Source organism: Pseudomonas sp. GT1P32 (genome assembly GCF_054897805.1).
This window is the reverse complement of sequence record NZ_CM142704.1, coordinates 5,866,525-5,880,278: the sequence shown is the minus strand read 5'-3', so window position 1 is coordinate 5,880,278 and position 13,754 is coordinate 5,866,525. Positions and strand designations below refer to the sequence as shown.

General features: G+C 61.1%; 11 protein-coding genes and 1 pseudogene. 10 read left to right on the top strand and 2 right to left on the bottom strand.

The window, feature by feature from the left end; genetic code table 11:
• The first annotated feature begins 97 nt into the window (after positions 1-97).
• The 10 genes and pseudogenes from gap (at position 98) to ACYZUC_RS26855 (ending at position 11,218) form a co-directional block, all read left to right on the top strand.
• A complete protein-coding gene (gene gap, locus ACYZUC_RS26900; RefSeq protein ID WP_150634027.1) occupies positions 98-1,099 on the top strand; it encodes a type I glyceraldehyde-3-phosphate dehydrogenase in 1,002 nt (333 codons plus the stop codon).
• A gap of 228 nt (positions 1,100-1,327) precedes the next feature.
• A complete protein-coding gene (locus ACYZUC_RS26895; RefSeq protein ID WP_461996771.1) occupies positions 1,328-1,792 on the top strand; it encodes a methylglyoxal synthase in 465 nt (154 codons plus the stop codon).
• A 77-nt stretch (positions 1,793-1,869) separates the two neighbouring features.
• Entirely contained in the window at positions 1,870-2,388 is a 519-nt protein-coding gene (locus tag ACYZUC_RS26890; RefSeq protein WP_253404679.1) for an RNA polymerase sigma factor, read from the top strand.
• An 82-nt stretch (positions 2,389-2,470) separates the two neighbouring features.
• Positions 2,471-3,436 carry a FecR family protein gene (locus tag ACYZUC_RS26885; RefSeq protein ID WP_461991507.1) on the top strand — a complete coding sequence of 322 codons (966 nt, stop codon included), beginning with the start codon at positions 2,471-2,473 and terminating at the stop codon, positions 3,434-3,436.
• A 122-nt stretch (positions 3,437-3,558) separates the two neighbouring features.
• Entirely contained in the window at positions 3,559-6,150 is a 2,592-nt protein-coding gene (locus ACYZUC_RS26880; protein WP_461991505.1) for a TonB-dependent receptor, read from the top strand.
• Positions 6,151-6,264: 114 nt separating this feature from the next.
• On the top strand, positions 6,265-6,873 hold the full coding sequence (locus ACYZUC_RS26875) for a biliverdin-producing heme oxygenase (RefSeq protein WP_461991503.1): 609 nt from the start codon (positions 6,265-6,267) through the stop codon (positions 6,871-6,873).
• Between the two features lie 95 nt (positions 6,874-6,968).
• Positions 6,969-7,361, top strand: coding sequence for a YbaN family protein (locus ACYZUC_RS26870; protein WP_461991501.1), 393 nt, complete (start codon positions 6,969-6,971; stop codon positions 7,359-7,361).
• A gap of 201 nt (positions 7,362-7,562) precedes the next feature.
• A pseudogene (locus tag ACYZUC_RS26865) lies at positions 7,563-8,843 on the top strand (methyl-accepting chemotaxis protein); the annotation flags it as partial.
• A gap of 102 nt (positions 8,844-8,945) precedes the next feature.
• Entirely contained in the window at positions 8,946-9,701 is a 756-nt protein-coding gene (locus ACYZUC_RS26860) for a methyl-accepting chemotaxis protein (RefSeq protein ID WP_461996770.1), read from the top strand.
• A 185-nt stretch (positions 9,702-9,886) separates the two neighbouring features.
• The gene (locus ACYZUC_RS26855) at positions 9,887-11,218 is read left to right on the top strand and encodes a CoA transferase (RefSeq protein ID WP_461991499.1); all 1,332 of its coding nucleotides are present in this window, start codon (positions 9,887-9,889) and stop codon (positions 11,216-11,218) included.
• Between the two features lie 120 nt (positions 11,219-11,338).
• Here ACYZUC_RS26855 and ACYZUC_RS26850 read toward each other — a convergent pair whose 3' ends face one another.
• Positions 11,339-12,202, bottom strand: coding sequence for a DNA-3-methyladenine glycosylase family protein (locus ACYZUC_RS26850; protein WP_461991497.1), 864 nt, complete (start codon positions 12,200-12,202; stop codon positions 11,339-11,341).
• The gene (arcD, locus tag ACYZUC_RS26845) at positions 12,199-13,626 is read right to left on the bottom strand and encodes an arginine-ornithine antiporter (protein WP_461991495.1); all 1,428 of its coding nucleotides are present in this window, start codon (positions 13,624-13,626) and stop codon (positions 12,199-12,201) included. Before arcD ends, ACYZUC_RS26850 begins: the two co-directional genes overlap by 4 nt.
• Positions 13,627-13,754 lie beyond the last annotated feature (128 nt).

The window sequence follows — 13,754 nt, the reverse complement described above, 5'->3', positions numbered from 1 at the left end:
TAGATTGAACAAAATATTGCCACTAAAAAGGCTTGTTTTCTATTTTTATGCGAATAATCTTGTAATTCCAACAACAAAACGACGGCGGCCCTGTTAAATGACTCTTCGAATCGCAATCAATGGTTTTGGCCGTATCGGCCGCAACGTCCTTCGCGCACTGTATACCCAAGGCTACCGCCAGGATTTGCAGATCGTTGCAATCAATGACCTGGGCGACAGCTCGATCAACGCTCATCTGCTCAAGTACGACACTGTTCACGGCACGTTCGACGCCGATGTCCAGCACGATCAGGAAAGCCTGACTGTCAACGGCGACCGGATTTCCGTCAGCGCCATTCGTAACCCGGCCGAGCTGCCGTGGGCTGCGGAAAAGATTGATGTCGTGTTCGAATGCACCGGTTTGTTCACCGACCGGGCCAAAGCCGCCGCGCATATTACGGCCGGCGCGCGCAAAGTGATCATCTCTGCACCGGCCAAAGGCGCCGACGCCACCGTGGTGTATGGGGTGAACCACGACATTCTGCGCCAATCGCACCAGATTATTTCCAACGCGTCGTGCACCACCAACTGCCTGGCCCCGGTGGCCCAGGTGCTGCACCGCGAACTGGGCATCGAAAGTGGTTTGATGACCACGATCCACGCCTACACCAACGATCAAAACCTGACCGACGTCTACCACACCGACCCGTACCGCGCCCGTTCGGCCACCCAGAACATGATCCCGAGCAAGACCGGTGCGGCCGAAGCGGTCGGCCTGGTGCTGCCGGAACTGGCGGGCAAACTGACCGGCATGGCCGTGCGTGTGCCGGTGATCAACGTGTCGCTGGTGGACTTGACCGTGCAACTGAAACGCGAGGCGTCGGCCGATGAAGTGAATGCGCTGCTGAAGGAAGCCAGCCAGCATTCGAAGATTCTGGGCTACAACACGTTGCCGCTGGTCTCGAGCGATTTCAACCACAACCCGCTGTCGTCGATCTTCGACGCCAACCACACCAAGTCCAGCGGCAAGCTGCTCAAGGTTCTGGCCTGGTACGACAACGAATGGGGCTTCTCCAACCGCATGCTCGATAACTGCCTGGCGCTGTGCAACGCTGAGTAAGTTGGCGTCCGTGATACCGCTATCGCCAGCAAGCCGGCTCCTACAGGGGTTACGTCGTCCCCGATTCTGTAGGAGCCAGCTTGCTGGCGATGGCGGCCTCGAGATCGCTATCGCCGGCAAGCCGGCTCCTACAAGGTTGCGGCGTACCCGATCCCCTGTAGGAGCCGGCTTGCTGGCGATGGCGGCCTCATGAACACCATCGTCGGTAACCTGCCTACGGAACACCCCATGATCGGTATCAGCTTCACGCAAAAAACCGTCGCCGCGCGCAAACGCATCGCCCTGGTCGCCCATGACCACTGCAAAGTGTTTTTGCTGGACTGGGCCGAGCGGCACAAAGACAAACTCGCGCAACATGAACTGGTCGCCACCGGCACCACGGGTTTGTTATTGCAACAACGCCTCGACCTGCCCGTGGAAAGCATGATCAGCGGCCCATTGGGCGGCGACCAACAACTCGGCGCGCGAATCGCCGAACAGCGGGTCGACATGTTGGTGTTCTTCTGGGACCCGTTCGAACCGCAGCCCCACGACCCGGACATCAAGGCGTTGCTGCGGGTCGCGGCAGTCTGGAACATTCCCGTCGCCTGCAATGAATGCAGCGCCGACTACCTGCTCAGCAGCCCGTTGATGGATCAGGCGCATTCACATCGCATTCCCGATTACGCGACCTATTTGCTGGTCCGCGCATAAACCTTCACAAATCAGGACTTGACCATCGTAGCGGATGATAAGCATTATCATTTGATCGAAATGGATCAGGTCCTCCCGTGAGTCAATCGCGCTTCAATCACGTCTTCATCGCCCAGCGCGTCTCTCTGCTGCGCACGCTGGAGCGGATGGTCAACAATCACAGCACCGCCGAAGACCTCTTGCAGGAGACCTACCTGCGCGTGACCCGTGCGCTCAGCGAACGGGCCATCGACCACCTTGAACCCTTTGTTTTCCAGACTGCCCGCAACCTGGCGCTGGACCATTTGCGTGCGCGGCGCATTCAGTCACGGACGATGCTCGACGACGTGCCGATGGACGTGGTGGAAAGCATTGCCGCGCCGGCCAGCAGTGCCGAGGACGCTGCCCATGCCAAACAATTGCTGGAGCGTTTGAACGTGAGCCTCAGTGAACTCAGCTCCCGTCAGCAGCAGATTTTCATTCTCAGCCGCTTGCACGGACACAGCTATCTGGAGATTTCCGAGAAGCTCGGCGTGTCATTGAGCACGGTGCAAAAGGAGTTGAAGCTGATCATGGCCATCTGCATCGGTGTCGCCGAACGGTTAAACGGCGACTGAGCAAGCAAGGCTTTGCTACCCTTGCCCACTTTCAAGCTTCACTAAAAAAACAGCCGTGCACAGACACTGCCGAGGAAACACCGTGACGGACACCCACCGCTCCCCTCCGCCCTCCCCGGCGCGGGACCCCGCAAGTGCGATGGACCAGGCCCTGGACTGGCTGATCGTGCTGGGCAGTCCGAGCGAGGAACAGACTCGCCAGTTCCAGGCATGGCTGGACGCCGACCCTTTGCATGCGCAAGCGTTCGCCAAGGCCCAGGCCATCTGGGACGGCCCGCAAGTCGTGCAATGCGCGCAACACTTGGCCGCGCTGCCACCCAAAGTCACCGTGCTGTCGCGCCTGCGCCCGCACTGGAAACCGTTGGCCACCGCTGCCGTTTTGATCCTCGGCCTGTTCAGTTTCAGCAACCTGCCTCTGCGCCTCCAGGCCGATCACCTGACGGTGGTCGGCGAACGTCAGCGCCTGCAACTGGAGGACGGCTCGAAAGTCCTGCTCAATACCAATTCGGCGTTTTCCAGCACCATCAACGATCAGCAGCGCGTCGCCCGTCTTTATCAGGGTGAAGCGTTTTTCGAAGTGCCGGCCCATCGCGGCCAGCCGCTGGAAATCGACGCCGGACCGGTGAAGGCCAGCGTGCACGACACGGCGTTTGCGGTGCGCTACCTCGATGGCGTGGCGCAGGTTCAAGTGCAGCGTGGTGATGTCGACTTGCGGGCGACCCGCGACGACGCACGGATTCGCCTGTCTGCCGGCGAAAGCATCCGCATCGGCCCCAACGGTTTCGACCGACCGGCCAGGCTCGATGCCGCGACTGACCTGGCCTGGGTCCAGGGCCGACTGGTGTTCGAAAACTGCCCTATGAGCCAGGTGCTGGCGGAGCTGCGTCGCTACTATCCAGGCTGGATCATCAACAACAACGAGCAATTGGCCGACGTCGCCGTGACCGGCAATTACCGTCTCGACCAGCCGCTGGACGTGGTCCGCTCGCTGGCGCACATCACCTCGGCACGGCTCCAGGAATATCCGGCGCTGGTGATATTGAACTAAATGAGAATTATTTTTACTCGATAGCTGAAGCTCGTACGTCTCGTTATAGCCAATGCAATTGATTCGCATCTTCATATGCCAATCAGCACCTATAAAGATTCGTGCGACTCGGAGCGCTATCGATGTCCTCTCGCCTTACCCGCCACTCCTCTTCACCGTCCCGCGTGCTCTCGCTGTTGACCGCCGCCATCCTCATGGCGGGTAGCGCGCCGCTGATGGCCGCCACCGCCGCCGAGCAACCGACGCGCAACATGGGCGATTACGCGTTTGCGATCCCGCAACAGTCGCTCGTCTCGGCACTCAATGCCTTTACCGCGGTGACGGGCTGGCAGGTCGGCTTGCCGGCAGAACTTGGGCAAGGCGTGGCCTCGCCGGGTGTGCGCGGGTCCTTGTCGCCGGAGAAAGCCCTGGATCGCCTGTTGGTGGGGACCAACCTGAGCTATCGCAAACTGGGCAACAACAACATCGTCCTGGAAAAGCGCCCGAGCAGCGGCGCCCTCAACCTGCAACAGGTGACCATCAGCGCCACCCGCCAGGAACAAACCGTGGAAAGCGTGCCGGGCACCGTCACCGTCCACACCCGCGAAGAGCTGGACCGCAACAACGTCAACACCATCAAGAACCTGGTGCGTTACGAACCGGGCGTTTCGGTCGGTGGTGCGGGCCAGCGCGGCGGGATCAGCGGCTACAACATCCGCGGCATCGACGGCGACCGGATCCTGACCCAGGTCGATGGCGTCGAAGTGCCGAACGATTTCTTCAACGGCCCCTATGCCAAGACTCAGCGTAACTACGTCGACCCGGAGATCATCAAACGCGTCGAAATCCTCCGCGGGCCGGCCTCGGTGCTGTACGGCAGCAACGCCATCGGTGGCGCGGTCAGTTACTTCACCCTCGATCCGGACGACATCATCAAACCCGGCAAAGACGTCGGCGCCCGCCTGAAAACAGGTTACAGCTCCGCCGACGAGAGCTGGCTGAAGTCCGCGACGGTGGCTGGCCGCGCCGATCAGTTCGATGGCTTGCTGCATTACAGCCAGCGCGATGGTCATGAAACCGAATCCTACGGCAGCAACAACGGCACCGGCCTGGCGCGCACTGCGGCCAACCCGGAAGACGTGCGTACCTACAACGTGCTGGCCAAGATCGGCTGGAACTACAACGAAGATTCGCGCCTGGGCCTGACGTATGAAAAGTACAAGGACGACCGCGACACCGATCAGAAAAGCGCCTACGGCGGTCCTTACTTCCAAGGCGCACCAACCGTTCCGAACAGCGCGTTGCCCGGCGGCATGTACCAGTGGCGCACCGGTAACGACACCGTCACCCGCGAGCGTTTCGGCCTGGAACACAGCTTCGCTCTCGACAGCCTTTTGGCAGACAACGTCAAGTGGAGCCTGAACCACCAGGTCGCCAAGACCGACCAGAGCACCGAAGAGTTCTACTTCCCGTTCTCGCGCAAAGTGCTGCGCACCCGCGAAACCCTTTATGAAGAAAAACAGTGGGTGTTTGACGCGCAACTGGACAAGGCTTTCAGTCTTGCCGACACCGAGCACCTGCTGACCTACGGCACCACGATCAAGCAGCAGAAAGTCACTGGCTCGCGCAGCGGCAACGGCACCTGCCTCGCGGTCTTTGGCTCCTGCCGAACTATCGGCGCCGTCAGCACCGCAGACGTACTGAAAAAATCCAGCGACTTCCCCGACCCGACCGTCAACACCTACAGCCTGTTCGCCCAGGATCAGATCAGCTGGGACAAATGGACCTTCCTGCCGGGGCTGCGCTACGACTACACCGAGCTCAAGCCGCACATCACCCAGGAGTTCTTGAACACCGTGGCGGCCGATGGTCGCGGCACCGTCAGCAACGACGCCAAGACCTGGCATCGTGTGTCGCCGAAATTCGGCCTGACCTACGCCCTGACCGACCAGTACACCTGGTATGGCCAGTACTCCGAAGGCTTCCGCACACCGACCGCCAAAGCGTTGTTCGGGCGCTTCGAGAACACCACCACCGGCTATCGCGTGGAACCCAACCCGAACCTCGAACCGGAAACCAGCAAAGGCTTCGAAACCGGCCTGCGAGGTCAATTCGAATCGGGCTCCTTCGATGTGGCCGTGTTCTACAACAAGTACCGCGACTTCATCGAAGAGGATGCCATTTCCCCCGGTTACAACGAGCTGACCTTCCAGAGCGCCAACATCAAGCACGCCACGATCAAGGGCGCAGAGGTCAAGGGACGTCTGAACCTCGACGCGTTCGGCGCGCCACAAGGTCTGTATACCCAGGGCTCGGTGGCCTACGCCTACGGTCGCAACAACGACAACGGCGAACCGATCAACAGCGTCAACCCGCTGACCGGCGTGTTCGGCCTCGGTTACGACCAGGACAACTACGGTGGTTTGCTCAGCTGGACACTGGTGAAGAAGAAGGATCGCGTCGACGACACCAAATTCAAGTCGCCGGACGGTGTCAGCAACCAGTTCAAGTCACCGGGATTCGGCGTGCTGGACCTGACCGGTTTCTACAAAGTGACGGACGAGGTGACCGTCAGCGCCGGGGTCTACAACCTGACCGACAAGAAGTACTGGTTGTGGGATGACGTGCGCGGTTACGACGGCGTCGGCGAGGCCTCGGTCATCAGCCCGGCCAACCTTGATCGCCTGACTCAGCCGGGTCGCAACTTCGCGGTCAATCTGGTCTGGGACATCTGACCCCGCACTCTCGCTGCGCGGCTTTTTATAAAGCCGCACAGTGAGGTTTTTTTACTGTCAGGCGTCTTCTTGTTCGTCTCGTTACCAAGCGCCTCTTTTCTTCAAGGATTTCTCATGACTCTCCAGGACACTGCTCAACGCCCGGCTTTACGCTCGCAACGCTTGAACCAGATCACCCATGAGCCCCACACCAAACTCGATGCGCTGGTCAAAGCCCACGCGCCGTTCGAAACCCAGGCCAATTTCGCCCGTTTCGTGGTGGCGCAGTATCTGTTCCAGTCGGAGCTGGTGGCGCTGTACAACGATGCCGAACTGATCGCCATCGTTCCCGATCTGGCGGCGCGCTGCCGTGCAGAAGCGGCCAAGGCTGACCTGGCCGATCTGGACACCGAAGTGCCGACGCCTGTCGCGGGCGCAGTGAACAACCCGAGCAAAGCCGAAGCGCTGGGTTGGTTGTTTGTGTCCGAAGGCTCGAAACTGGGTGCAGCGTTCCTGATCAAGCGGGCTGTCGGCCTGGGCCTGAGCGAAACCTTCGGCGCCCGTCACCTTGGCGAGCCGGCCGGTGGCCGCGCTGAAGGCTGGAAAAGCTTCGTCAAGACGCTGGACGGTCTGGAACTCACCGAGCAGGAAGAAGCCGAGCTGGATAAAGGCGCAATCAATGCGTTAAACCGCTTCACCGTTCTGCTGGAACAGGCTTACGCCACCACCCCCGAACTCGCCTGATAACACCCCACCTGTAGGAGCCGGCTTGCCGGCGATGGCGATTTCAATGACGCCATCGCCAGCAAGCTGGCTCCTACAGGTTACAAGTCGACCTTATGACTCCCTCCTCCTCCAAACTTGCCCGCATTCTGTTCGGCGCTCTCGCCTACGTCAGCCTAGCCATCGGCCTGATCGCCATCGTCGTGCCAGGCCTGCCGACCACCGAGTTCGTCCTGCTCGCCGCCTGGGCCGCGACCAAGAGTTCGCCGCGCCTGAGTGCCTGGCTGGAAAACCATCGGCTGTTCGGTCCGGTCCTCTGCAACTGGCGCAACGGTAAAATCGTCGCGCGTCGAGCCAAGGTCAGTGCCACCGTGAGCATGCTGCTGTGCGCCGGGTTGATGCTGGTCATGCTCGATCACGGTTGGCCGGTTTACCTCGCCATCGCCGGCATGAGTCTGGGCAATCTGTGGATCTGGTCACGACCGGAATCACTGCCGCAAACCACCTGACACACTCCGCGATTTTCCCCCGTTTTAATCCCCTTTTCGGCACATTTTTCCGCGCAAACGTTCAACCATGACCGTTCGTCGGAGTCACCTTCATGCATCCTCGCCCCACGCCGATGCGCAGAGATTGGCGCTGAATGGATTTGGCGAACCGGGTCGATCTCGACTCGCAGCCAACACTTCATCCCTTCGCGAGTTCGTCCTATGTTCGACTCTCTGTCCATCCGCCTGAAAATCGTTCTGCTCTCCGGTCTATGCCTGCTGGGCGTGGTCGTCCTGATCGTCAGCATGAACTTCTACCAGACCAACCAGAACGATGAGCTGGTCAACGCCTCCAGCAGCAAAATGCTCACCGACAGCGTGCAAGACCTGCTTCAGGCCAAGGCCGCCGAGCAAGCGGTGCGGGTGCAGAAAACCTTTGGCGAAAGCCTGCTGGTGGTGACCGCCCTGGCGGACCAGATCAAGGACATGCGCACCCTGGCCGCCAAGCGCTCGCTTGAGGCGGGCGCCCTGCGTGAAGAGTTGAACCAGAGCCTGAAAACCGCCTTCGAGCGCAACAGCAAAGTGCTGGGGATCTGGCTGGCGTTCGAACCCAACGGGCTGGACGGCAAGGACAGCGAGTTCGCCAATGACGCCGCTCGCCAGTCCAACGAAGTCGGTCGTTTCGCCAGTTACTGGAGCCGCGCCGGTGGTACCGCGCTCAACACGATCATGGTCGAAGACGACATGACCAAAACCACCTTGAGCCTCAGCGGCACACCTTACAACAGCTGGTACACCTGCCCTCGCGACAATAAGCGCACCTGCCTGCTGGACCCGTACGCCGACACCGTCGGCGGCAAGGAAATGCTGATGACCACCATTTCCGTACCGCTGCTGGTGGACGGCAAATCCATCGGCGTGGTTGGCGTGGACATCGCCCTCGACGCCTTGCAGGCAGCGGCTGTCGGTTCCCAGCGTGATCTGTTCAACAGCGCCGGGCACATGCTGATTGTCTCTGGCAGCGGCGTGCTCGCCGCTTACAGCGTCGACGCAAGCAAGGTCGGCAAAAGCATCGGTGAGACCCTGGGCGCAGAGGGCAAAGATGTCCTGCAATTGCTCAGCGGTGGCGCCCCGAAAATCCTCGAACAAGGTGATTTGATTCGTGCGGTGTACCCGGTCAGCCCGATCAGCGATTCCAAAGCCTGGGGCGTGGTGATCGACCTGCCCAAGCAAGTGCTGCTGGCCGATTCGGTGAAGCTGCAAACGGTGCTCGATGATGCCCAGCAAAGCGGCACGATCAAAGCCGTGCTGGGGGCAGTTGCTGCCGGCCTCGTCGGTCTGCTGCTGATCTGGCTCACCGCTTCGGGCGTGACCCGGCCGATCAACAGCGTCGCCGAGATGCTCAAGGCGATTGCCAGCGGCGACGGTGACCTGACCCAGCGTCTGCATTACAGCAAGCAGGACGAACTGGGCGAACTGGTGAGTTGGTTCAACCGCTTCCTCGACAAGCTGCAACCGACCATCGCGCAGATCAAACAGAGCATCACCGATGCCCGTGGCACCGCCGACCAGTCTTCTGAAATCGCTCGCCAGACCAGCGAAGGCATGCAGGTGCAGTTCCGCGAAATCGACCAGGTTGCCACCGCATCCAACGAAATGAGCGCCACAGCCCATGACGTCGCCAACAGTGCGTCGAACGCGGCAAACGCTGCCAAGGGCGCTGACCAGTCGGCTCGCGATGGCATGTCGATCATCGAACGCAGCACCCGCGACATCAATCAACTGGCCGACGAAGTCAGCAAGGCAGTGACCGAAGTCGAAGCGCTGGCGGTCAACAGCGAGCAGATCGGTTCGGTGCTGGAAGTCATCCGCAGCATCGCCGAGCAGACCAACCTGCTGGCACTCAACGCGGCCATCGAAGCCGCCCGTGCCGGGGAAAGCGGTCGCGGTTTTGCGGTGGTGGCCGATGAAGTGCGCAACCTGGCCAAACGCACGCAGGATTCGGTAGAAGAGATCCGCATCGTCATTGAGCGCATCCAGAGCGGCACCCGCGGCGTGGTCGCCACCATGCATTCGAGCCAGACCCAGGCGCACAGCAATGCCGGACAGATCCAGCAAGCGGTGCAAGCCTTGAGCAAAATCAGCGACGCGGTCACGGTGATCAGCGACATGAACCTGCAAATCGCCAGCGCCGCCGAACAGCAAAGCGCCGTGGCCGAAGAGGTCAACCGCAACGTCTCGGCGATCCGCACCGTCACCGAAACCCTGACCGGCCAGGCCACCGAATCGGCGCACATCAGCAGCCATCTCAACTCGTTGACCACCCACCAGATGAAACTGATGGATCAGTTCCGCGTTTAACGCTACACCGCAAAACCCTGTAGGAGCGAGGCTTGCCCGCGAATGTGTCGACGCGGTGTGTCAGGCAGACCGCGTTATCGTTCTTCGCGGGCAAGTCGGATCGCCGCATCGCTCGCTCCTACAGGTGGGTATCTGATTGAGCGGTGTTTTGTTCTATGCTCAGGCCCTCTTCCGGAGGGCCTTCGATGACTGATTTACTCACGTCCATTCAAGCCGCACTCGGCTTGCCCCACACCCCGATTCCGTTCACCTCGAAGGGCGCCCTGCCCTCGGCGTTCGCCGTCACTGACCTGGCGAGCGCCAGCATTGCCGCTGCCGGCCAGGCGGTCAGCGAGTTACTGCATCAGCACACCGGTCGTTTGCCCGGCCTTGAAGTCGACCGTCGCCTCGCGTCTTTCTGGTTCGCGACGTCGATCCGTCCCGTCGGCTGGAGCGTTCCTCCACTCTGGGACCCGGTGGCCGGAGACTACCCGACCAGCGACGGCTGGATCCGCCTGCACACCAACGCGCCTTATCACCGTGCGGCGGCCGAAAAAGTGCTCGGTGCCTGTGCCGACCGCGCCGCCGTGGCGAGCAAGGTCGCGCAATGGGCGAAAACCAATCTGGAACACGCCGTGGTCGAGGCCGGTGGCTGTGCCGCCGAAATGCGCAGCTGGGCGCAATGGCAGGCGCATCCCCAGGGCCAGGCGGTGAACTCTGAGCCACTGATTCAGTTCAGCGCCGGCAACCCTGAACTGCCGCGATCGTGGCAAGGATCGGTGGCGCGACCGCTGGCCGGGATCAAGGTGCTGGATTTGACCCGCGTGCTCGCCGGCCCGGTCGCCAGTCGCTTTCTCGCCGGCCTCGGCGCCGACGTTTTGCGCATCGACCCACCGACCTGGAACGAGCCCGGCGTGGTGCCGGAAGTCACCTTGGGCAAACGCTGCGCACGCCTGGATTTGCATGACCAGGCAGATCGCATCCTGTTCGAAAGCCTGCTCAAGGACGCCGACATTCTGCTCCACGGCTACCGCGCCGATGCCCTGGAACGGCTGGGTTACGGAGTCGCCGAACGACAGGCACTCGCGCCCGGCCTGATCGACGTCTGCCTGAATGCCTACGGCTGGAGCGGGCCATGGCAGAACCGCCGCGGCTTCGACAGCCTGGTGCAGATGAGCAGCGGAATTGCTGAAGCGGGGATGCAATGGAAGAAGGCGGACCAGCCGACACCGTTGCCGGTGCAGGCGCTGGATCATGCCACCGGGTATTTGATGGCGGCTGCGGCGATCACGTTGTTGGGACGGGGCGGGTCGGCGCGGTTGTCGCTGGCGCGGACGGCGAAGTTGTTGATTGAACAGGGTGCGGGGACGAATGAGCCGTTGCGGGCAGAGGATGAAAACGATCAGGGCCTGTTGGTAGAGCAGACGCCCTGGGGGCCGGCGCATCGGCTGCATGTGCCATTGAAGATCACCGGGACGCCGTTGCAGTGGGCGATTCCGGCTTCTGAATTGGGTTCACATCGCGCGCAGTGGTGGTGACCGTTCCGGCCCCTTCGCGAGCAGGCTCGCTCCCACACTGGATCAGCGTCGATCACAAACCTGTGGGAGCGAGCCTGCTCGCGAAAGCGTCCGAACAGTCAGCAAAAATCCCGGATCAGCTCAGTCCGCCCGACTCAGTGATGTCCACAAAAGCTGCGCCGCATACCCTCGACAAGGTCGCCACCCCTCGGCCCGCGCCAACAGCTCCCGAGCCGTCACCCGCTCCCCCTCAAGCGCCGACAACGCATTGATCAACCCCACATCCCCATTCGGAAACGCATCCATCTCGCGCAATTGTCGCAAGGCAATGTACTGCGCCGTCCAGTCGCCAATCCCGTGCAACGCCAGCAACCGAGCCACACCACCCTCACGCCCCGGTTCAAACAACAACGGATCATCAAGCAACGCCTGGGCCACACCCGACAACGTCCGGCCCCGGCTTTTCGGCATACCCAACGTCGCCAGATCCGCCTGCGCCAACACGCAAGCCGATGGAAACACATGCGTGATACCGGGCAAAACCGACGCCAAAGGCTGCCCATATTGCACCACCAGTTTCCCCGCCAACCTGATCGCCGCAACCACGCTGATCTGCTGCCCCAACACCGCACGAATCGCCAGTTCCAGACCGTCCCACGTCCCCGGAACCCGCAATCCCGGCCGCTCGGCAATCAACCGCGCCATCAACGGATCAGCCTCCAGCGGCCGATGAATCGCCGCTAAATCCGCATCCAGATCAAACATTCGCCGCAACCGCGCAACGATCTCCGGCACCGCCGCCGGGTCAGGAAAATCCAGCGTCACTTCCAGCGCATCGCCCGCCACTGGCCTTATCGAAAACGTTCCGTGATCGCCGTCCAGGCCGATGCTGCGCGAATACACGTCATCAACCACCGTTTCCATTCCCGCCACGGCCCGCGCCGACAAGAACCCCAGCATTGCCGGCCAGTCATAGGGCGGCTGATAGGCCAGCCGCAACCTCACAACGACAGAAATCCGCTGTACAAGCCATACGCCGCCAACCCGGCGCCGCTGATGACCGCGGTAAAAATCCCTTTCTCGATCAGCGTAAACAGCGGTTCGCCCTGCTCATGTTTGGCCTTGGCAAACAGAATCACCCCCGGCGCATACAACAACGCCGACAGCAGCAAATACTTGACCCCGCCGGCGTACAACAGCCACACCGCATAACTCAACGCGATGCCGCCGATCAGCAAGTCCTTGGTGCGTTCCGCCGACGCGTGCTCGTACGTTTCGCCGCGCCCGCTCAACAACACCGCATACGCTGCCGACCACAGATACGGCACCAGAATCATCGACGACGCGAGGTAGATCAGGCTGGTGTAAGTCCCGGCGGAAAACAGCGTGATCAGCAGGAAAAACTGGATCATCACGTTGGTCAGCCACAGCGCATTGACCGGCACATGGTTGGCGTTTTCCTTTTTCAGGAAGGCCGGCATGGTCTTGTCCTTGGCCGTGGCGAAGAGGATTTCGGCACACAGCAGCGCCCAGGACAGCAACGCGCCGAGCAGCGAAATCGCCAGGCCAATGCTGATCAACAACGCGCCCCAGGGCCCGACGATGTGTTCCAGCACTGCCGCCAGTGACGGGTTCTGCAGGTTGGCCAGTTCCGGCTGGCTCATGATCCCCAGCGACAACACGTTCACCAGCACCAACAGCGCCAGCACGCCAATAAAACCGATGACCGTCGCCCGGCCGACATCCGAACGTTTCTCCGCCCGCGCCGAATACACACTGGCGCCCTCGATGCCGATGAACACAAACACGGTGACAAGCATCATGTTGCGCACCTGATCCATCACGCCGCCGAAATTCGGGTTGCTGCGGCCCCAGATGTCACGGGTAAAGATGTCGGCCTTGAACGCCACGGCGGCGATGACGATGAACATGATCAGCGGCACGATCTTGGCCACGGTGGTCAACTGATTGATGAACGTCGCCTCCTTGATCCCGCGCAGCACCAGAAAATGCACGGCCCACAGCAGGACCGAGGCGCAACCGATGGCGATGGGCGTGTTGCCCTGGCCAAACACCGGAAAGAAGTAGCCGAGGGTGCTGAACAGCAGAACGAAGTAACCGACGTTGCCCAGCCACGCGCTGATCCAGTACCCCCACGCGGACGAGAACCCCATGTAGTCGCCGAACCCTGCCTTCGCGTAGGCGTACACCCCGGAGTCCAGCTCGGGTTTGCGATTGGCCAGCGTCTGGAACACAAAGGCCAGCGTCAGCATTCCGACGGCGGTGATGGCCCAACCGATCAATATCGCGCCGGCATCGGCACGGGCGGCCATGTTCTGCGGCAAGGAAAATATCCCGCCACCAATCATCGATCCAACCACCAGCGCGATCAGTGCGCTCAGGTGAAGTTTTTGCGTCGGTTGCGACATGCCTGCGTCTCCATTTTTCCCGATGCAGCCGGGGAATGACCACGCTCGGGAAACCGTCACATGGTTGGTTTTAACTAAATAGGTACAGCGTAATAACGTTTATTAGAAAACGCCAAGTCATGTCCTTT